This window comes from Streptomyces sp. MMS24-W38, assembly GCF_059889265.1.
In genome coordinates, this window is record NZ_JCBCPP010000001.1 from 5,804,491 (window position 1) to 5,825,410 (window position 20,920).

The 20,920-nt window shown below is 67.6% G+C and carries 11 protein-coding genes, 3 rRNA genes and 1 pseudogene; 11 read left to right on the forward strand and 4 right to left on the reverse strand.

Features of this window, described 5'->3' with window-relative positions; all coding sequences use genetic code 11:
• Window position 1 precedes the first annotated feature (1 nt).
• From AC6F7H_RS25400 to AC6F7H_RS25410, 3 genes are read left to right on the forward strand one after another with little or no spacing between them, the layout of a single operon-like run.
• Window positions 2-397: a DUF742 domain-containing protein gene (locus tag AC6F7H_RS25400; RefSeq protein ID WP_500759274.1), complete on the forward strand. Its 396-nt coding sequence runs from the start codon at window positions 2-4 to the stop codon at window positions 395-397.
• A 24-nt stretch (window positions 398-421) separates the two neighbouring features.
• Window positions 422-4,123 (forward strand): hydantoinase B/oxoprolinase family protein, encoded by a 3,702-nt coding sequence (locus AC6F7H_RS25405; protein WP_500759275.1) that lies wholly within the window; start codon window positions 422-424, stop codon window positions 4,121-4,123.
• Window positions 4,104-4,709, forward strand: a complete 606-nt coding sequence (locus AC6F7H_RS25410; protein ID WP_500762047.1) for a GTP-binding protein — start codon at window positions 4,104-4,106, stop codon at window positions 4,707-4,709. Before AC6F7H_RS25405 ends, AC6F7H_RS25410 begins: the two co-directional genes overlap by 20 nt.
• A 23-nt stretch (window positions 4,710-4,732) precedes the next feature.
• Here AC6F7H_RS25410 and AC6F7H_RS25415 read toward each other — a convergent pair.
• Window positions 4,733-4,926 (reverse strand): annotated as a pseudogene (locus AC6F7H_RS25415) (diguanylate cyclase); the annotation flags it as partial.
• 110 nt (window positions 4,927-5,036) lie between these two features.
• On the opposite strand from AC6F7H_RS25415, the gene AC6F7H_RS25420 reads away from it, so the two are divergent.
• On the forward strand, window positions 5,037-5,855 hold the full coding sequence (locus tag AC6F7H_RS25420; RefSeq protein WP_500759276.1) for a M15 family metallopeptidase: 819 nt from the start codon (window positions 5,037-5,039) through the stop codon (window positions 5,853-5,855).
• 70 nt (window positions 5,856-5,925) lie between these two features.
• Complete coding sequence (locus AC6F7H_RS25425) at window positions 5,926-6,468, forward strand: NUDIX domain-containing protein (protein WP_500759277.1); 543 nt, start codon at window positions 5,926-5,928, stop codon at window positions 6,466-6,468.
• Between the two features lie 33 nt (window positions 6,469-6,501).
• Here the strand turns inward: AC6F7H_RS25425 and AC6F7H_RS25430 are convergent, their stop codons facing one another.
• On the reverse strand, window positions 6,502-8,871 hold the full coding sequence (locus AC6F7H_RS25430; protein WP_500759278.1) for a glycoside hydrolase family 31 protein: 2,370 nt from the start codon (window positions 8,869-8,871) through the stop codon (window positions 6,502-6,504).
• Window positions 8,872-9,083: 212 nt separating this feature from the next.
• Here AC6F7H_RS25430 and AC6F7H_RS25435 point away from each other — a divergent pair, with 212 nt between their 5' ends.
• Both AC6F7H_RS25435 and AC6F7H_RS25440 read left to right on the forward strand, forming a co-directional pair.
• Entirely contained in the window at window positions 9,084-11,060 is a 1,977-nt protein-coding gene (locus AC6F7H_RS25435; protein WP_500759279.1) for an acetoacetate--CoA ligase, read from the forward strand.
• A 174-nt stretch (window positions 11,061-11,234) separates the two neighbouring features.
• On the forward strand, window positions 11,235-12,125 hold the full coding sequence (locus AC6F7H_RS25440) for a DUF8829 domain-containing protein (RefSeq protein ID WP_500759280.1): 891 nt from the start codon (window positions 11,235-11,237) through the stop codon (window positions 12,123-12,125).
• 122 nt (window positions 12,126-12,247) lie between these two features.
• Here AC6F7H_RS25440 and ptsP read toward each other — a convergent pair whose 3' ends face one another.
• Both ptsP and AC6F7H_RS25450 read right to left on the reverse strand, forming a co-directional pair.
• The gene (ptsP, locus tag AC6F7H_RS25445; protein ID WP_500759281.1) at window positions 12,248-13,918 is read right to left on the reverse strand and encodes a phosphoenolpyruvate--protein phosphotransferase; all 1,671 of its coding nucleotides are present in this window, start codon (window positions 13,916-13,918) and stop codon (window positions 12,248-12,250) included.
• 80 nt (window positions 13,919-13,998) lie between these two features.
• Window positions 13,999-14,448: a PTS sugar transporter subunit IIA gene (locus AC6F7H_RS25450; protein ID WP_500759283.1), complete on the reverse strand. Its 450-nt coding sequence runs from the start codon at window positions 14,446-14,448 to the stop codon at window positions 13,999-14,001.
• Between the two features lie 557 nt (window positions 14,449-15,005).
• On the opposite strand from AC6F7H_RS25450, the gene AC6F7H_RS25455 reads away from it, so the two are divergent.
• From AC6F7H_RS25455 to clsA, 4 genes are all read left to right on the forward strand, one after another.
• Window positions 15,006-16,533: ribosomal RNA gene (locus AC6F7H_RS25455) — 16S ribosomal RNA — on the forward strand.
• A 321-nt stretch (window positions 16,534-16,854) separates the two neighbouring features.
• Window positions 16,855-19,975: ribosomal RNA gene (locus AC6F7H_RS25460) — 23S ribosomal RNA — on the forward strand.
• 86 nt (window positions 19,976-20,061) lie between these two features.
• A 5S ribosomal RNA gene (gene rrf / locus AC6F7H_RS25465) occupies window positions 20,062-20,178 on the forward strand.
• The 16S, 23S and 5S rRNA genes sit together here, the layout of an rRNA operon.
• A gap of 109 nt (window positions 20,179-20,287) precedes the next feature.
• Entirely contained in the window at window positions 20,288-20,896 is a 609-nt protein-coding gene (gene clsA / locus AC6F7H_RS25470) for a cardiolipin synthase ClsA (RefSeq protein WP_109383035.1), read from the forward strand.
• Window positions 20,897-20,920 lie beyond the last annotated feature (24 nt).

The following is a 20,920-nucleotide window of genomic DNA, read 5'->3' on the forward strand; positions in this document are numbered from 1 at the left end:
CATGAGTGCTGACGGCGAGGGAAGAAGCCACTGGTTCGACGACGAGGCCGGACCGGTCGTCCGTCCGTATGCCATGACGCGGGGCCGCACCTCGAGTGCGGCCCAGCACCGCCTGGACCTGATCGCGGTGGTCGTCACCGAACCCGACACGGACGATCCGGAGGCGGACCCCACCCTCTCCCCGGAACACGTGGACATCCTCGAACTGTGCCGTGACACGCCGCAGACCGTCGCCGAAATCGCCGCGGAACTCGACCTGCCGACCGGAGTGGTACGAGTCCTCGTCGGAGATCTCGTCGACCTCGAATCCGTCCACGTGAACCGGCCGGTTCCCCCCGCCGAACTGCCGGACGAGGGTATTCTGCGCGACGTGATCAACGGCCTGCGAGCGCTGTGAGCGGCGCGGAAGCGGGGTACTGACGTGACAGGCTGGCAGTTCTGGGTGGACCGAGGCGGCACCTTCACCGACATCGTCGCGCGCCGCCCGGACGGGCGGCTGCTCACCCGTAAACTCCTCTCGGACAACCCGGCCCTCGCGCCCTCCCGGCGCCGCTCCGGCGGGACGGCCACCGCCGCCGACGCGGCGGTCGCGGGCATCCGCGAACTGCTGGCCGGCTCCGGCGAACCCGTCGAATCCGTACGCATGGGCACCACGGTCGCCACCAACGCCCTCCTCGAGCGCACGGGCGAACGAACCCTCCTGGTCGTCACCCGCGGCTTCCGGGACGCCCTGCGCATCGCCTACCAGAACCGACCCGCCATCTTCGCCCGTCGCATCGAACTGCCCGAGCTGCTGTACGAACGGGTCGTCGAGGTGGACGAACGCATCGCCGCCGACGGCACCGTCCTGCGGGCCCCGGACCTGGACTCCCTGAGCGGGCCGCTGCGCCAGGCCCACGCCGACGGCATCCGGGCCGTCGCCGTGGTCTGCATGCACAGCCACCGCCACCCCGCTCACGAGCAGGCGGTCGGTGAACTCGCCGCCCGCATCGGCTTCCCGCAGATCTCGCTGTCCAGCGAGGTCAGCCCTCTGATGCGACTCGTCCCGCGCGGGGACACGGCCGTCGTCGACGCCTACCTCTCGCCCGTGCTGCGCCGCTACGTGCAGCACGTGGCCGACGAACTCGACGGGGTACGGCTGATGTTCATGCAGTCCAACGGCGGCCTCGCCGAAGCGGCGCAGTTCCGCGGCAAGGACGCCATCCTGTCCGGTCCGGCCGGCGGCATCGTCGGGATGGCCCGCATGTCGCAGCTCGCCGGCCACGACCGGGTCATCGGCTTCGACATGGGCGGTACCTCCACCGACGTCTCGCACTTCGCGGGGGAGTACGAACGCGTCTTCACCACTCAGATCTCCGGCGTGCGGCTGCGCGCGCCCATGCTGGACATCCACACGGTCGCCGCCGGCGGCGGCTCGGTCCTCCACTTCGACGGCTCCCGCTACCGCGTGGGGCCCGACTCGGCGGGCGCCGACCCCGGCCCCGCCTGCTACCGGGCCGGCGGCCCGCTCGCCGTCACCGACGCCAACGTCATGCTCGGCCGCATCCAGCCCGACCACTTCCCGGCGGTCTTCGGCCCGAACGGCGACCAGCCCCTCGACACCGAACTCGTCCGCGATCGCTTCACCACCCTCGCGCGCGAGATCCGGGAACGGACCGGCGACGACCGCACCCCGGAACAGGTCGCCGAGGGCTATCTGCGGATCGCCGTCGCCAACATCGCCGCCGCGGTGAAGCGGATCTCCGTCCAGAAGGGCCACGACATCACCCGCTACGCCCTCACCACCTTCGGCGGTGCGGGCGGGCAGCACGCGTGCATGGTCGCCGACTCCCTCGGTATCCGCACCGTCCTCGTGCCACCCGCGGCCGGTGTCCTCTCCGCACTCGGCATCGGCCTCGCCGACACCACGGCCATGCGTGAACGCTCCACCGAAGCACCCCTGGAGCCCGCTGCGATGCCCGGCGTCCACCGGACCGCGGACGACCTCGAAGCGGCGGCCCGCGCCGAACTCCTCGCCGAGGGCGTCCCCGAGGACCGGATCGAGGTCACCCGTCGCGCCCAACTCCGCTACGACGGCACCGACACCGCCCTCACCGTCGAACTGACCGGCGCCGACACCATGCGCCGCGCCTTCGAGGAACGCCATCGCGCCATGTACTCCTTCACGCTCGACCGCCCGATCGTCGTCGAATCCCTCTCCGTCGAAGCCACCGGCATCACCGCCCCCCCCGATCTCTCCACCCTCGCCCCCTACCGGGGCCGCCCCACCGCTGCGCGACCCGTCCGCCTCCACACCGGCGGCACCTGGCGCGACGTCCCCCTCCACCACCGCGAGGACCTTTCCCCCGGCGAGACCGTCTCCGGCCCGGCGATCGTCACCGAGGCCGGTTCCACGACCGTCGTCGACGAAGGCTGGCGGGCCTCGCCGACCGACGACGGGCATCTGGTCATGGAACGCGTCGCGGTTACGCGGAGTTCCGACCTCGACACGGAAGTCGACCCGGTTCTGCTCGAGGTCTTCAACAATCTCTTCATGTCCATCGCCGAACAGATGGGCGCCCGCCTCGAGTCCACCGCCCAGTCCGTCAACATCAAGGAGCGCCTGGACTTCTCCTGCGCCCTCTTCGACCCGGACGGAAACCTGGTGGCCAACGCCCCCCACATCCCCGTCCACCTGGGATCCATGGGCACCGGCGTCAAGGAGGTCATCCGGCGGCGCGGTGCCACCATGCGTCCGGGCGACACCTACGCCGTGAACGACCCGTACCACGGCGGCACCCATCTCCCCGACGTCACCGTGATCACGCCGGTCTTCGGCACCGCGTCCCCCGGCACCACGTCCCCCGGCACCGTGGACGGTGACACCACGGAGGGTGACCGGAGGGTCCTCTTCTACGTCGCCTCACGCGGCCATCACGCCGAGATCGGCGGCATCGCCCCGGGCTCCATGCCCGCCGACAGCCGCACCATCGACGAGGAGGGCGTCCTCTTCGACAACTGGCTCCTCGCCGAGAACGGCCGGTTCCGCGAGCAGGAGACACTGGGCCTCCTGACCGGAGCGCGGTATCCCTCCCGCAACCCGCAGACCAACCTCGCCGACCTGCGTGCCCAGATCGCCGCCAACCAGAAGGGCGTCGACGAGGTCGGCCGAATGATCGAGAACTTCGGCCTCGACGTGGTCCAGGCGTACATGCGGCACGTCCAGGACAACGCCGAGGACGCGGTACGGCGCGTCATCGACGCCCTTGACGACGGCGAGTACACCTACGAAACCGACTCGGGCGCCGCCATCCGCGTGCGCGTGCGCGTCGACCGCGAGAACCGCTCCGCGACCATCGACTTCACCGGCACCACGGCACAGCTCCCCACCAACTTCAACGCCCCCTTCTCCGTCGTCAACGCGGCCGTCCTGTACGTCTTCCGGACCCTGGTCGCCGACGACATCCCGCTCAACGACGGCTGTCTGCGCCCTCTGCGCATCATCGTGCCGCCCGGCTCCATGCTGGCGCCCCGGCCCCCGGCAGCCGTCGTCGCGGGCAACGTGGAGACCTCCCAGAGCATCACCGGCGCCCTCTACGCGGCGCTCGGCATCCAGGCCGAGGGCTCCGGCACCATGAACAACGTCACCTTCGGCAACGCCCGCCACCAGTACTACGAGACCGTCGCCTCCGGCTCGGGCGCGGGAGAGGGCTTTTCCGGAGCGTCCGTCGTGCAGACCCACATGACCAACTCGCGGCTCACCGACCCCGAGGTCCTGGAGTGGCGGCTGCCCGTCCGTCTCGAGGAGTTCGCCGTGCGCACCGGCAGCGGCGGCGCGGGACGGTGGCGCGGCGGGGACGGAGCGGTCCGCCGCATCCGGTTCCTGGAACCCATGACCGTCTCCACGCTGTCCCAGCACCGCAGGGTCCCCCCGTACGGCATGGCGGGCGGCGCGCCCGGCGCGCCCGGCGCCAACCGGGTCGACCATGCGGACGGCAGCGTCACCGAACTCGGCGGAAGCGACTCGGCGGACGTCCGCGCCGACGACGTACTCGTCATCGAAACCCCCGGCGGTGGAGGATACGGTCCACCGCCCGATGCCCACCGAGCAGGAGAGAAGAACGATGATCTTCGGGCGTTCTGAGCGCGGCAAGCCCCCGGTCGAGCCCGTCACGCTCAAGATCCTGGTGGCCGGTGGCTTCGGCGTGGGCAAGACCACGCTCGTCGGAGCGGTCAGCGAGATCAGGCCGCTGCGCACCGAGGAACTGCTCACCGAGGCCGGGCGCCCGGTCGACGACCTCAGCGGCGTGGAGGCGAAGAACACCACCACCGTGGCCATGGACTTCGGCCGCATCACGCTCCGCGAGGATCTGGTGCTGTACCTCTTCGGAACTCCCGGCCAGGAGCGGTTCTGGTTCATGTGGGACGAGCTCGCCGAGGGCGCCCTCGGGGCTGTGGTGCTCGCCGACACCCGGCGGCTGGAGGACTGCTTCGCGGCCGTCGACTACTTCGAGCGGCGCTCCATACCGTTCCTCGTCGGCGTCAACTGCTTCGAGGGAGCACCGCGTCACCCGGTCGAAGACGTCCGCCGGGCCCTCGACCTCGACGCGCACGTACCGCTCGTGATGGGCGATGCCCGGGACCGCGAGTCGGTCAAGGAGGTGCTCATCGGTGTCGTCCAGCACGCCATGGCACAGGCGGCACAGCGCAGCCGGACCGTCACCGTCTGAAGCGCGCCCGGACGCGTCACACTCGCCGCCGAGTCGGCGCCGTCGTTCACCTGCTCGAAGTGGTCGACATCCAGCGGGCTGAGCGTGAAGACCTCGCCGCCCGCGATGCGCCGGGCCACCTCGTCGGTGATCGTGCCCGGACCCGGCAGTCGGGTCAGCGGAGCGAGTCCCGGGCTTCTGCCACCCGGGTCTCGGCCAGGGCCCGCACCCGCCCCGCCGACGCGGTGGCGGGCAGCAGCGCGACAGGCCGCCAGTGGTGCGTCACGGGTGACCGGAGCAAGGCGGGGGGCTTCCCGACGGATCCCACTCCTGATAGATGCAGGAGACATGACACGACTCTCCGCCGCGGTACGCGCCCTGATCACCGCGCTCGCCGCCCTGACGGCCACGACCGCCGTATCCGCCCCCGCCGCATCCGCTCCGGAGAAGCCGGAACCCAAGGCGCCCAAGGACTTCGTGGCGCTGGACAGCGTGGACCCGACGATCATCCAGGAGATGCGCTACTTCACCCCGCACAACTTCGTGGGCGAGCGCATCGACGGTTACCGGCAGCCCCTGTGCATCCTCACCCGCCCCGCGGCCCGGGCCCTCCACGAGGCCCAGCGCAAGCTGCTGCGACAGGGCTACTCCCTCAAGGTGTACGACTGCTACCGGCCACAACGCGCCGTGGACCACTTCGTGCGCTGGGCCAAGGACCTCGACGATCAGGCGATGAAGGGGGAGTTCTACCCGAACGTCGACAAGAACCGGCTGTTCGCCGACGGCTACATCGCGGAGAAGTCCGGCCACAGCCGAGGCTCGACCGTGGACCTCACCGTCGTACGGCTCCCCGCCGAGCCGACCCGGCCGTACCACCCGGGACAGTCCCTCACCCCCTGCTTCGCGGCCAAGGACCAGCGGTTCCCCGACAACTCGGTCGACATGGGCACCGGCTACGACTGCTTCGACACGCTCAGCCACACCCTCGACCCCCGCATACAGGGCGAACAACGGGCCAACAGGCTGCTCCTCAAAGGCACCCTGGAGAGCCTCGGCTTCGTGAACCTGGCCGAGGAGTGGTGGCACTACACCTTCAAGCCGGAGGCTCATCCGGACACCTACTTCGACTTCCCGGTGTCCCGCGGGTCGCTCACCGGTCACCACTGAGCGCTCCCCGAAGCCGCCTGGTGAGCGGCTCCCCGAAGACGCCCCCGCCGTGATCGGCTACAGTCCGCGCGTGTCCAGAAACCGAACCCCCGACCCGGCCCTCGACCCCGTGCCGGACTCACACTGTTCGAGCTGCGGCACGCCCTTCGGCGCGGGCGTCTCCGGCTGGCCCCGGGACTGTCCGGCATGCGGTGCCGTCGCCTATCGCAACCCGCTGCCGGTCGCGGTCGCCCTTCAGCCCGTGTACGACACGAAGGGCACCGCCCTGGTCGTCATCACCCGCTCCATCGCCCCCGCGCGCGGAGGCACGGCCCTGCCCGGCGGGTACATCGACGACCGGGAGGACTGGCGCCAGGCCGTCGTACGCGAACTCCGGGAGGAGACCGGAATCGACGCGGCGAGCCAGGACGTGCGACTCGCGGACGCCATGAGCTCGCCCGACGGACACATCCTGCTGTTCGGTCTCCTCCCGGAACGTCCCGCGGAAGGCCTGCCGCCCTTCGCCGCCACGGACGAGACGGAAGGCCGGCACCTGCTGCGCCGCGCGGAGGAACTCGCCTTCCCGCTGCACACGCGGGCCGCGCACGCCTGGTTCGAGGGCCGGTACATCTGACTCCAGGCCCGCCCAGGTCCGACCCGGCACGGCTCAGCGCGGCCCGAGCCCGCGTACCCGCACCGGGTAGGGCAGCTCGCGGGCGCCGTCCGCACCCTCCCGCTCGACGACGATCCGGGCTCCCGCCCAGCGGACGCCGTACCGCTCGATCTCCGGATCCTCCCACCCGTCGCCGACATCCGCGACGACCGTCCCGCCCCCGGTCCGCCCCCTCACGGGCGCCCACACCTCCAACTCCAGCCCACCGTCCTTACCGCGCACGGGGATCACGGAGCCCGCGCGGGCGAACACCGGAATGCGGTCCAGGGGCGCGTCGACCAGCACCTGGGCGGGCCCGTCGTACGCCCGCCCCGTAGCCGACTCGTACCAACGCCCCCCAGGCAGCCGCACCGTACGCCGTCCCGTCCCCGGGGCCAGCACCGGTGCCACCAGCAGGCAGTCACCCAGCAGGAAGGCGTCCTCGCAGTCGCGCAACGCGCGCTCCTCCGGCGCCGACCACCACAGCGGCCGCACACAGGGAGCCCCGGTGCGCCGGGCCAGACGCGCCAGCGTCACGAAGTACGGCTGCAGCCGGCGACGCCCGACGAGGGCCGTACGCGTGTGCCGCACCACCTCGGCACCGAACTCCCACGGCTCCTTGCTCCCCGCACCCGCGTGCGTGCGGAACAGCGGCAGATGGGCACCCAGCTGGAGCCACCGCAGATACAGCTCCGCGGACAGGTCCCCGTCGAACCCGCCGACATCCGGCCCCGCATACGGGACACCGCACAACCCGAGCCCCATCACCAGGGCCAGGGAGGCCCGCAGTCCGGACCAGCCCGTGGCCACCTCCCCCGACCACGTCCCTCCGTAGCGCTGCATACCGGCCCACCCCGAGCGCGAGAACACGAACGGCCGCTCCTGCGGCACCAGCGTCCGCAGCCCCTCGTAGGCCGCCCTGGCCATGCACAGCGCGTACACGTTGTGCGCCTCGCGGTGATCGCCGCCCCGCCCGTCCAGGGCGTGCCGTGCCGAGCGGGGGAGCGTCGGCTCCCCGAACGCGGTGAACGACGTCGGTTCGTTCATGTCGTGCCAGAAACCCGCGAAACCCTGCTCCAGTCGCTCCGTGTACAGACCGCCCCACCACTGGCGCACGCGCGCGTGCGTGAAGTCAGGGAACACCACGTCTCCGGGCCACGAGACGCCCTGGACGACCTCTCCCGAGGCGTCCCGCACGAACGCCTCCTGCGTCGCCCCCGAGTCGTGCACGGCATTGCCGCCCTCGGCAGCGACCGCGGGACCGACGACCGAGACCAGCCGGATCCCGTCCCGCCGCAGCTCGTCGGCGAGCTCCGGCAGCTTCGGGAACCGCTCCCGGTCGACGGTGAACACCCGGTGGGCGTCATAGTGGTCGACGCCCAGATGGACGGCGTCGAGCGGCAGCCCGTGCTCCCGGTAGCAGGCGACGGTCCGCCGCACCTCCTGCTCGCCACACCGGTCCCACCGCGCGTGATGATGGCCGAGGGCCCACGCGGGCGGCAGCGCGGGCGCACCGGTCAGCGATCCCCAGGCGAGCAGCACCCGCGCGGGAGTGCCCACCATCACCCAGCAGCGCAGTGGGCCCCCGTCCATCCGCAGCGTGCTCGTCCCGGCCCGGTCGTGCCCGGAGCCGGCGCCCTCCGCACCCTCCCGCAGTGTCACCGTGCCGTCCCACGAACTGTCGTGGAACGCGAGATGCGTGCCCGCGTCGGCCACCACCAGCTGCACCGGCATCGTGATGGGAAGTGGGTCGTCACCGGACCCGAAAGCGCGACCGGGGCCCGTGTTCCACAGCCGGTAGGTGCCGTCCCGCAGCCACGGCCCGGAGGCGCGCCCCCCGAGTCCGAAGAACCGGGCGTCGGCCCGCACCTCCGACCGCTGCATCCAGCGCGCGGTGCCCCCTCCCACCGGTCCCACCGGCTCCCACCAGCGCGGCGGCAGATCGCGCCGCAGGACCACCCCTCCCGGGGTGAGCACCTCCACCGAGCCGAGCCGTGAGACGGCGACCGTCACCCGCTCGGCGACCACACGCCAGCCGCCGTCCGTGTCCGGCTCCAGCACCGCCCGCGGATCCGGATCGGGACAGCGGCCGGCCAGTGCGTACGACGGTTCGGGAGCCGCCCCGTCCCAGCCCCAGAAGACGGCGCCGTTCACGGCGACGAGGATCCGGAGCTCGGAGCGGCTGAACCGCACGATCCCGCCCCCGGGCCCAGGCTCCACCTCCCGCACCTGTCCGGGCGTCCGTGCGCGCTCCGCCCCCCGGGGTGGCAGCCCGGTGGCGTCGGCCCGTCGCCTGCGCCACGCTGCCCGTACGGTACGCAACCGCCGTGCCGCACCCACCGAGCCGACCGATCTCACCGAACGCACCAGGCCACGACCGTCCATGGTGCTCACCCTGCCATTGCGTGCACCTCACACGCGTGCCGTTCAACTGCCGTTCACCCATGATCGGACCACATCTTCACGACACGGACTGTGAGGGGCACACCCTGGTTAGGAAGTCGATCACCTCTCATCGTTCCTGTCAGCCGCGTCCTGCGCACACCCCAGCCCGTGCGCGCAGGACGCACACGACGCGCACAGTCCGGGAGCCGCCCATGTCGACCCAGAACCCCCAGCCGCTCTGGCAGCCTGATCCGCAGCGCATCGCCCAGGCCCGGATCACCACGTTCCAGGCATGGGCCGCCGAACGGCACGGCGCCCCCGCCGAGGGCGGTTACGCGGCACTGCACCGCTGGTCCGTGGACGAGCCGGAAACCTTCTGGAAGGCCGTCACGGAGTGGTTCGACGTCCGCTTCTCGACCCCCTACGCGCGTGTGCTGGGCGACCGTTCGATGCCCGGCGCCCAGTGGTTCCCCGGTGCCACCCTCAACTACGCCGAACACGCCCTTCGCGCGGCGGCGACCCGCGCGGACGAGCCGGCGCTCCTGTACGTCGACGAGACCCATGACCCCAGGCCCGTCACCTGGGCCGAACTGCGCCGCCTGGTCGGCTCCCTCGCCGCCGAGCTGCGCGCCCTGGGCGTACGTCCCGGAGACCGCGTCAGCGGCTACCTCCCCAATATCCCGCAGGCCGTCGTCGCCTTCCTGGCCACCGCGGCGGTGGGCGGCGTGTGGACCTCCTGCGCGCCCGATTTCGGCGCCCGCAGCGTGCTCGACCGCTTCCAGCAGGTCGAACCGGTCGTCCTGTTCACCGTCGACGGATACCGCTACGGCGGAAAGGAGCACGACCGCCGCGACGTCGTCGCCGAACTGCGCCGTGAACTGCCCACCCTGCGTGCGGTCGTGCACGTCCCCCTGCTCGGGACCGACACCCCCGACGGGGCGCTGGACTGGTCGGCCCTGACCTCCGCGGACATCGAACCGGCATTCGAGCAGGTGCCTTTCGAGCATCCGTTGTGGGTGCTCTACTCGTCCGGCACCACCGGACTGCCGAAGGCGATCGTCCAGTCACAGGGCGGCATCCTGGTCGAACACCTCAAGCAGCTCGGACTGCACTGCGACCTGGGGCCGGAAGACCGTTTCTTCTGGTACACGTCGACCGGCTGGATGATGTGGAACTTCCTCGTCTCCGGCCTCCTCACCGGAACGACGATCGTCCTGTACGACGGCAGTCCCGGCTATCCGGACACGGGCGCCCAGTGGCGGATCACCGAACGCACCGGCACCACCTTCTACGGCACCTCCGCCGCGTACGTCATGGCCTGCCGCAAGGCCGACGTGCACCCCTCCCGCGACTTCGACCTCTCCGCGGTGCAGTGCGTCGCCACCACCGGCTCCCCCCTGCCGCCCGACGGCTTCCGCTGGCTGCACGATGAATTCGCCGAGAGCGGGGCCGACCTGTGGATCGCCTCCGTCAGCGGCGGCACGGACGTCTGCTCCTGCTTCGCCGGCGGAGTACCCACCCTCCCCGTGTACATCGGCGAGCTGCAGGCCCCCGGTCTGGGCACCGACCTGCAGTCCTGGGACCCGAGCGGCAAACCCCTGACCGACGAGGTCGGCGAGCTCGTGGTCACCAATCCGATGCCGTCCATGCCGATCCACTTCTGGAACGACCCCGACGGCAGCCGCTACCACGACAGCTACTTCGACACCTATCCCGGCGTCTGGCGGCACGGCGACTGGATCACCCTCACCTCGCGCGGTTCCGTCGTCATCCACGGCCGCTCCGACTCCACGCTCAACCGCCAGGGCGTCCGCATGGGATCGGCGGACGTCTATGAGGCCGTCGAACGCCTTCCCCAGATCAAGGAATCCCTCGTCATCGGCGTCGAGCAGCCCGGCGGCGGCTACTGGATGCCCCTGTTCGTGCACCTGGTACCGGGCGCCGTGCTCGACGAGGAACTGAAGGAGCTCATCCAGCGGACCATCCGTGAACAACTGTCGCCACGCCATGTCCCGGACGAGATCATCGAGGTGCCCGGGGTGCCGCACACCCTGACCGGCAAGCGCATCGAGGTGCCGGTCAAACGCCTTCTCCAGGGCACGCCGCTGGAGAAGGCGGTCAACCCGGGGTCCGTCGACAACCTGGACCTGCTCACGTTCTACGAGGACCTGGCCCGCCAACGCACCTGACCCCCCGGACGCCGGCCGGCCGGTTGCCGACCGGTCCAGTACGACCTCCTCCCACCGTGCCGCCCCTATGGGGCGGCACGACGCGGTTCCGCCCACTCGCCGTCACCGCCGGACGCCGTTGTCAGTGCCCCCGGTTACTGTGAGTGAGCATTGATCGACTGTACAGGGGGAGACATGACGTACACCGACCACCGAACCGTCCGACGTGTCCTGCGCCGGGAAATCGCGGGCACCATCGGGGTGCTGACGGACGAGCACGACTTCCGCGCCATGCGGCACTACCGAAGCTTCGTCTTCGACGACCACGCCACGTACCTCGAACACGTGGAGGCCGTCCTCAGGACGCGTGCCCTACAGGGCAACCACACCACACTGGCCCTCTTCGACCCCGAGGAGTACGCGGCGTTCTGCGCGCACACGGGCCTCGACCCAGACCGCCGCACCAGCCGCACCCGCTTCACCGCCGAACTCGCGGCCACAGGCCCCACCGTCCCCTACGAGGGGCAGCCGTTGGCCGACCTCCTGCCCGCCCTCGTCGACGAGGCGGTCCGCCGGGCGACCTGGGAGTACGCGGCCACACTCCTCGCCCGCCGCGGCGCCTGCGCCTCGTGCGGTGAGGACCTGGGCCGCGAGGCCTTCACCCGCGCCTCCCAGCTGATCGCCCGCATCCTCGACACCGCGGGACCCGGCAACCGGCACCTCGTCTGCAGTGTCTCCGGACCGCCCGAGACCCTGGTCGCCGTCCTGCACGCCGACGACAACGACGGACACATGGAGCTGGACGACGCCGAGCTCCTCGAATTCACCACGGTGCTGGCAGTCGGCCTTGCCACCGACAGTCCGGGCGGACTCGTCATGCGGACCACCGCACCAGGCACCGCCGACCGCATCCACGGCTGGCGGCTGCGTGCCCACGGCCTCGAACCCCTCACCGCGGGAGAGGTCTTCGACGCCTACTGCACCGACGTGGAATCCGGAGACCTCATCTCGCCCGAGTCCAACGTCGACTACTGCGAGCCGCCCGACCTCGCGGACGAGGGCCCGAGCCCGACCCACCACCACTGAACACGAACAGGAAACGCAAAGGGGGAATCGGAGGGAAGGCAAGAGAAGGAAGAGGGGCGCCTCAGAACCTGGAGCGCCCCTCACGAAGAGCGGCCGGTCGGGCGGCCGCCTGCCGCGGTCGGCTACTCGCCCGACAGCACTGCCTGAGCGGCCCTACGGGCCTCCTCGGCGCTGTCGGTCGCGCGAGCCGCCGCTGCGGCCCGCTCGCACTGCGCCAGCGTGAACTTCGCCAGCGCCGCCCGTACATAAGGAATGGACGCCGCGCCCATGGAGAGGGAGGTGACACCCAGACCGGTCAGCACCGAAGCGAGCAGCGGGTCGGAAGCGGCCTCGCCGCAGACACCGCAGCTCTTGCCCTCGGCCTTCGCCGCCTCGGCGGACAGCGCCACCAGGTCGAGCAGCGCGGGCTGCCACGGATCCTGCAGCCGGGACACCGCGCCCACCTGGCGGTCCGCGGCGAACGTGTACTGCGCGAGGTCATTCGTCCCCAGCGAAAGGAACTCGACCTCCTGCAGGATCGAGCGCGCACGCAACGCGGCCGACGGAATCTCGACCATCGCACCGAACTTCGCACGCAGGCCCGCCTCACGGCACGCGTCGGCGAAAGCCTTGGCGTCGGCGCGGTCAGCCACCATCGGGGCCATCACCTCGAGCTGGACGGACAACCCCTCCGCGGCCTTGGCCAGCGCCGACAGCTGGGTACGCAACACTTCCGGGTGATCGAGCAGCGACCGCAGACCACGCACACCCAGCGCCGGGTTCGGCTCATCGGCCGGGGTGAGGAAGTCCAGCGGCTTGTCCGCGCCCGCGTCCAGCACGCGCACCACCACACGGCCCTCGGGGAAAGCCTCGAGTACCTGACGGTAGGCCGCGACCTGCTTCTCCTCGGAGGGAGCGTTCTTGCTGTCGTCCAGGAAGAGGAACTCGGTGCGGAAGAGACCGACGCCCTCCGCGCCCGCCTCGACCGCGGCCGCCACATCCGCCGGACCGCCGATGTTCGCCAGCAGCGGCACCGTGTGACCGTCCGCGGTCGCACCGGGCCCGGTCGACGCGTTCAGCGACGCCCTGCGCGCGGCCGCCGCAGCCTCGAGCTGCCGCTTCTTCTCCTCGCTCGGGTTCACGAAGATCTCACCGGTGCTGCCGTCCACCGCGATCATCGTCCCCTCGGCGAGCTCACCCGCACCCGGCAGGGCCACCACGGCCGGCACACCGAGCGCCCGTGCCAGGATCGCGCTGTGGCTGGTGGGCCCCCCTTCCTCAGTCACAAAGCCGAGCACCAGTGCGGGGTCCAGCAGGGCCGTGTCCGCCGGCGCCAGATCCCGAGCCACCAGGACGTACGGCTCGTCACTGTCCGGGACACCCGGCATCGGTACCCCGAGCAGCCGCGCGACGATCCGATTCCGAACATCGTCGAGATCGGCCACGCGGCCCGCCAAATACTCACCGGCGGCGGCCAGCAGCTCGCGGTACGCGGCGAACGCGTCGTACACCGCCCGCTCGGCGGTGCTGCCTGCGGCGATACGACGTTCCACGTCCGTCATCAGCTCGGGATCCTGGGCCATCATGGCCTGAGCTTCAAGGACCGCCTGGGCTTCACCGCCCGCCAGATTGCCGCGCGCCATCAGATCGGCCGCCACAGCCTCCACGGCCTTGCGGGCGCGCCCCTGCTCACGCTCCGCCTCTTCCGCCTGGATCTGCCTGGCCGGCGGTTCGAGCACGGCCGTTCCCATGTGTCGAACCTCGCCGATCGCCACACCGTGGCTCACGCCGACGCCTCGCAGCGTTGTCTCCATCTCACCCGTCTCCGATAGTGCGGCGGCTCACGCCGCCGGGTTGGTTGCCCTGCTCGCCGTCAATGAGGACGGCACTGACGTCACTTCCAGAGGAAGAGACTGTCGCCGGCCTTCACCTCGCCGTCGTCGCGCAGCTCGGAGAGAGCATCCGCGGTGGCCTCCAGGGCCACGACCGGGCACACCGGGGACTTGCCGGCGGCCTCGACGGCGGCAGGGTCCCAGCGCACGATGCTCTGGCCACGGGTCACGGTGTCGCCCTTGTTGACGAGCAGCTCGAAGCCCTCGCCGTTGAGCTGCACGGTGTCGATGCCGAGATGCGTCAGCACGCCGTGCCCGCTCTCGTCGACGACGACGAACGCATGCGGGTGGAGAGAGACGACGACACCGTCCACGGGGGAGACGGCTGCGGAGGGCTCCCGTACAGGGTCGATCGCTGTACCCGGGCCGACCATGGCCCCGGAGAAGACGGGATCGGGCACGGACTCCAGTCCGATGGCCCGTCCTGCGAGCGGGGACGTCACGGTGGTCATGGGAAGCCTCCCAGGGGCGGAGATCTATAGGAGCCCGTCACTGCCTATCTCGGACGGTGCACTGTGATGCAGGGTATGGCATAGGTAGTACCGGTTTCGTACGAGAGGACTAATTAGAGGTCTAGACCACATCTCGCGGCGATTTGCACCCGCTCTGCGGCCCCATGTACAGTCGAGGACCTGCCTGGGGATGAGCGATGCGATCACGCGCGTCCTGACTCTTGGCAGCCCAACTCGTCAGATCTTATCTTGTAGATCATCTTCTGCATGCCTGCAGGGCGGTGGTCAGGGGGTCGGAAAAACCCTGATAGAGTTTGGAAACACCGAAGGGAAGCGCCCGGAGGAAAACCCGCAGGGGTGAGTACGAAGGAAGCGTCCGTTCCTTGAGAACTCAACAGCGTGCCAAAAATCAACGCCAGATATGTTGATACCCCGTCTCCGGTCATCAGGCCGGGACGAGGTTCCTTTGAAGAATCACAGCGAGGACGCTGTGAACCGCCGGACTATTCCTCCGGTGGTTCCGCTCTCGTGTGTGTCACCGGGACATCCCGGAAGCATTCACGGAGAGTTTGATCCTGGCTCAGGACGAACGCTGGCGGCGTGCTTAACACATGCAAGTCGAACGATGAACCACTTCGGTGGGGATTAGTGGCGAACGGGTGAGTAACACGTGGGCAATCTGCCCTCCACTTCGGGACAAGCCCTGGAAACGGGGTCTAATACCGGATACCACCCCCGCCCGCATGGGCGGGGGTCGAAAGCTCCGGCGGTGGAGGATGAGCCCGCGGCCTATCAGCTGGTTGGTGAGGTAACGGCTCACCAAGGCGACGACGGGTAGCCGGCCTGAGAGGGCGACCGGCCACACTGGGACTGAGACACGGCCCAGACTCCTACGGGAGGCAGCAGTGGGGAATATTGCACAATGGGCGCAAGCCTGATGCAGCGACGCCGCGTGAGGGACGACGGCCTTCGGGTTGTAAACCTCTTTCAGCAGGGAAGAAGCGCAAGTGACGGTACCTGCAGAAGAAGCGCCGGCTAACTACGTGCCAGCAGCCGCGGTAATACGTAGGGCGCGAGCGTTGTCCGGAATTATTGGGCGTAAAGAGCTCGTAGGCGGCCTGTCGCGTCGGTTGTGAAAGCCCGGGGCTCAACCCCGGGTCTGCAGTCGATACGGGCAGGCTAGAGTTCGGTAGGGGAGATCGGAATTCCTGGTGTAGCGGTGAAATGCGCAGATATCAGGAGGAACACCGGTGGCGAAGGCGGATCTCTGGGCCGATACTGACGCTGAGGAGCGAAAGCGTGGGGAGCGAACAGGATTAGATACCCTGGTAGTCCACGCCGTAAACGGTGGGCACTAGGTGTTGGCGACATTCCACGTCGTCGGTGCCGCAGCTAACGCATTAAGTGCCCCGCCTGGGGAGTACGGCCGCAAGGCTAAAACTCAAAGGAATTGACGGGGGCCCGCACAAGCAGCGGAGCATGTGGCTTAATTCGACGCAACGCGAAGAACCTTACCAAGGCTTGACATACACCGGAAAACCCTGGAGACAGGGTCCCCCTTGTGGTCGGTGTACAGGTGGTGCATGGCTGTCGTCAGCTCGTGTCGTGAGATGTTGGGTTAAGTCCCGCAACGAGCGCAACCCTTGTCCCGTGTTGCCAGCAGGCCCCTCCGGGGGTGCTGGGGACTCACGGGAGACCGCCGGGGTCAACTCGGAGGAAGGTGGGGACGACGTCAAGTCATCATGCCCCTTATGTCTTGGGCTGCACACGTGCTACAATGGCCGGTACAATGAGCTGCGATACCGCGAGGTGGAGCGAATCTCAAAAAGCCGGTCTCAGTTCGGATTGGGGTCTGCAACTCGACCCCATGAAGTCGGAGTTGCTAGTAATCGCAGATCAGCATTGCTGCGGTGAATACGTTCCCGGGCCTTGTACACACCGCCCGTCACGTCACGAAAGTCGGTAACACCCGAAGCCGGTGGCCCAACCCCTCGTGGGAGGGAGCCGTCGAAGGTGGGACTGGCGATTGGGACGAAGTCGTAACAAGGTAGCCGTACCGGAAGGTGCGGCTGGATCACCTCCTTTCTAAGGAGCACTTCTCACCGATCCCCTCGGGGTGAGGTCAGGGGCCAGTACATCGGCGAACGTCCGATGCTGGTTGCTCATGGGTGGAACGTTGATTATTCGGCCGGCCGTCTCGGGCCGGAGACTGCAAGTACCGCTCCCCGGAGCGTGGAACGCATGATCTCCGGACGGACGCCGGCCGGGCACGCTGTTGGGTGTCTGAGGGCACGGCCGCACGGCCGGGAAGCCTTCGGTGCCGGCCCCGGTGCACCCGAGCCTCGGCTCGGGGTGACGGGTGGTCGGTCGTTGTTTGAGAACTGCACAGTGGACGCGAGCATCTGTGGCCAAGTTTTTAAGGGCGCACGGTGGATGCCTTGGCACCAGGAACCGATGAAGGACGTGGGAGGCCACGATAGTCCCCGGGGAGCCGTCAACCAGGCTGTGATCCGGGGGTTTCCGAATGGGGAAACCCGGCAGTCGTCATGGGCTGTCACCCATACCTGAACACATAGGGTATGCGGAGGGAACGCGGGGAAGTGAAACATCTCAGTACCCGCAGGAAGAGAAAACAACCGTGATTCCGGGAGTAGTGGCGAGCGAAACCGGACGAGGCCAAACCGCAGGCGTGTGAGACCCGGCAGGGGTTGCGCATGCGGGGTTGTGGGATCTCTCTTCCACGGTCTGCCGGCCGTGGGACGAGTCAGAAACCGTATGGATAGGCGAAGGACATGCGAAAGGTCCGGCGCAGAGGGTAAGACCCCCGTAGCCGAAATCTGTACGGCTCGTTGGAGAGACACCCAAGTAGCACGGGGCCCGAGAAATCCCGTGTGAATCCGGCGGGACCACCCGCCAAGCCTAAATATTCCCTGGTGACCGATAGCGGACAGTACCGTGAGGGAATGGTGAAAAGTACCCCGGGAGGGGAGTGAAATAGTACCTGAAACCGTGTGCCTACAAGCCGTGGGAGCGTCGCATGCAGGCTTGCCTGCATGTCGTGACTGCGTGCCTTTTGAAGAATGAGCCTGCGAGTTTGCGGTGTGTTGCGAGGTTAACCCGGGTGGGGAAGCCGTAGCGAAAGCGAGTCCGAACAGGGCGTTTCAGTAGCACGCTCAAGACCCGAAGCGGAGTGATCTAGCCATGGGCAGGTTGAAGCGGCTGTAAGAGGTCGTGGAGGACCGAACCCACCAGGGTTGAAAACCTGGGGGATGACCTGTGGTTAGGGGTGAAAGGCCAATCAAACTCCGTGATAGCTGGTTCTCCCCGAAATGCATTTAGGTGCAGCGTCGCGTGTTTCTTGCCGGAGGTAGAGCACTGGATAGGCGATGGGCCCTACCGGGTTACTGACCTTAGCCAAACTCCGAATGCCGGCAAGTGAGAGCGCGGCAGTGAGACCGTGGGGGATAAGCTCCATGGTCGAGAGGGAAACAGCCCAGAGCATCGACTAAGGCCCCCAAGCGTACGCTAAGTGGGAAAGGATGTGGAGTCGCACAGACAACCAGGAGGTTGGCTTAGAAGCAGCCATCCTTGAAAGAGTGCGTAATAGCTCACTGGTCTAGTGATTCCGCGCCGACAATGTAGCGGGGCTCAAGCGTACCGCCGAAGTCGTGTCATTGCGATATGTACCCCCAACGGGGATCGTGATGGGTAGGGGAGCGTCGTGTGCCGGGTGAAGCAGCCGCGGAAGCGAGTTGTGGACGGTTCACGAGTGAGAATGCAGGCATGAGTAGCGATTCACACGTGAGAAACGTGTGCGCCGATTGACCAAGGGTTCCTGGGTCAAGCTGATCTGCCCAGGGTAAGTCGGGACCTAAGGCGAGGCCGACAGGCGTAGTCGATGGACAACCGGTTGATATTCCGGTACCCGCTGTGAAGCGACAGACATCGAACCAGGCGATGCTAAGTCCGTGAAGCCGCCCCGGATCCTTCGGGTGAAGGGGAGTGGTGGAGCCGACGGACCAGACCTGTAGTAGGTGAGTGATGGGGTGACGCAGGAAGGTAGTCCAGCCCGGGCGGTGGTTGTCCCGGGGTAAGGGTGTAGGACGTCAGGCAGGCAAATCCGCCTGACATGTGTCTGAGACCCGATGCCGAGCCGATTGCGGTGAAGTGGATGATCCTATGCTGTCGAGAAAAGCCTCTAGCGAGTTTCATGGCGGCCCGTACCCCAAACCGACTCAGGTGGTCAGGTAGAGAATACCGAGGCGTTCGGGTGAACTATGGTTAAGGAACTCGGCAAAATGCCCCCGTAACTTCGGGAGAAGGGGGGCCACGCCCGGTGATCCGATTTACTCGGTGAGCTGGGGGTGGCCGCAGAGACCAGCGAGAAGCGACTGTTTACTAAAAACACAGGTCCGTGCGAAGCCGTAAGGCGAGGTATACGGACTGACGCCTGCCCGGTGCTGGAACGTTAAGGGGACCGGTCAGTCAGGATTCGTCCTGGCGAAGCTGAGAACTTAAGCGCCAGTAAACGGCGGTGGTAACTATAACCATCCTAAGGTAGCGAAATTCCTTGTCGGGTAAGTTCCGACCTGCACGAATGGCGTAACGACTTCTCGACTGTCTCAACCATAGGCCCGGTGAAATTGCATTACGAGTAAAGATGCTCGTTTCGCGCAGCAGGACGGAAAGACCCCGGGACCTTTACTACAGTTTGATATTGGTGTTCGGTTCGGCTTGTGTAGGATAGCTGGGAGACCGTGAAACCGCCACGCCAGTGGTGGTGGAGTCGTCGTTGAAATACCAGTCTGGTCGTGCTGGATGTCTAACCTGGGTCCGTGATCCGGATCAGGGACAGTGTCTGATGGGTAGTTTAACTGGGGCGGTTGCCTCCTAAAGGGTAACGGAGGCGCCCAAAGGTTCCCTCAGCCTGGTTGGCAATCAGGTGGTGAGTGTAAGTGCACAAGGGAGCTTGACTGTGAGACCGACGGGTCGAGCAGGGACGAAAGTCGGGACTAGTGATCCGGCGGTGGCTTGTGGAAGCGCCGTCGCTCAACGGATAAAAGGTACCCCGGGGATAACAGGCTGATCTTCCCCAAGAGTCCATATCGACGGGATGGTTTGGCACCTCGATGTCGGCTCGTCGCATCCTGGGGCTGGAGTCGGTCCCAAGGGTTGGGCTGTTCGCCCATTAAAGCGGTACGCGAGCTGGGTTTAGAACGTCGTGAGACAGTTCGGTCCCTATCCGCTGCGCGCGCAGGAACATTGAGAAGGGCTGTCCCTAGTACGAGAGGACCGGGACGGACGAACCTCTGGTGTGCCAGTTGTTCTGCCAAGGGCATGGCTGGTTGGCTACGTTCGGGAGGGATAACCGCTGAAAGCATCTAAGCGGGAAGCCTGCTTCGAGATGAGTGTTCCCACCCACTTGATGGGGTAAGGCTCCCAGTAGACGACTGGGTTGATAGGCCGGATCTGGAAGCCTCGTAAGGGGTGGAGGTGACCGGTACTAATAGGCCGAGGGCTTGTCCTCAGTTGCTCGCGTCCACTGTGTTGGTTCTGAAACCACGAACGACCCCGCGCCCGTTGGGTGTGGTGCGGTTGAGTGTTTCATAGTGTTTCGGTGGTCATAGCGTGGGGGAAACGCCCGGTTACATTCCGAACCCGGAAGCTAAGCCTTACAGCGCCGATGGTACTGCAGGGGGGACCCTGTGGGAGAGTAGGACGCCGCCGAACTTCTTTTAGAGCTCTGGCTCTTGGGCACGCAGCCCGAGAGCCAGAGCTTTTTTGTGTTGAGGTAGGGTCAGTGAGCATCATTGGTACGTTTCCCACAGGAGGCCCCCGGGTGGAGGTCCAGGAGACTCGCGTCCAGACGGACCGTGTCCTCACCATCCCGAACATCCTCAGCATGGCGCGGCTTCTCGGCGTCCCTCTCTTCCTGTGGTTGATCCTCAGGCCTGAGTTCGGGGGCCCGAAGAGTGACGGCTGGGCGCTTCTGGTGCTCGCCCTGAGCGGTGTCAGTGACTACCTGGACGGCAAACTCGCGCGACGGTGGAATCAGATCAGCAGCCTCGGTCGGCTTCTTGATCCCGCGGCCGACCGGCTCTACATTCTGTCGACTCTGCTCGGACTCACCTGGCGCGAGATTCTTCCGCTCTGGTTGACGGCCGTACTGCTGGCACGTGAGTTGGTTCTGCTGGTGATGGTGGGTGTCCTCCGGAGGCACGGCTATCCGCCGCCGCAGGTGAACTTCCTCGGGAAGGCAGCCACCTTCAACCTGATGTATGCCTTCCCCTTGCTCCTGCTCAGCGACGGTAGCGGTTGGATCTCGTCACTTGCTGCTGTTTTCGGATGGGCGTTCGCTGGATGGGGTACAACGCTGTACTGGTGGGCAGGAGTCCTCTATGTGGTCCAAGTCCGCCGCTTGGTGCGTGCGGACGCCATGGCCGGCTGAACTCGCTGACTGGCACGCGCAGAG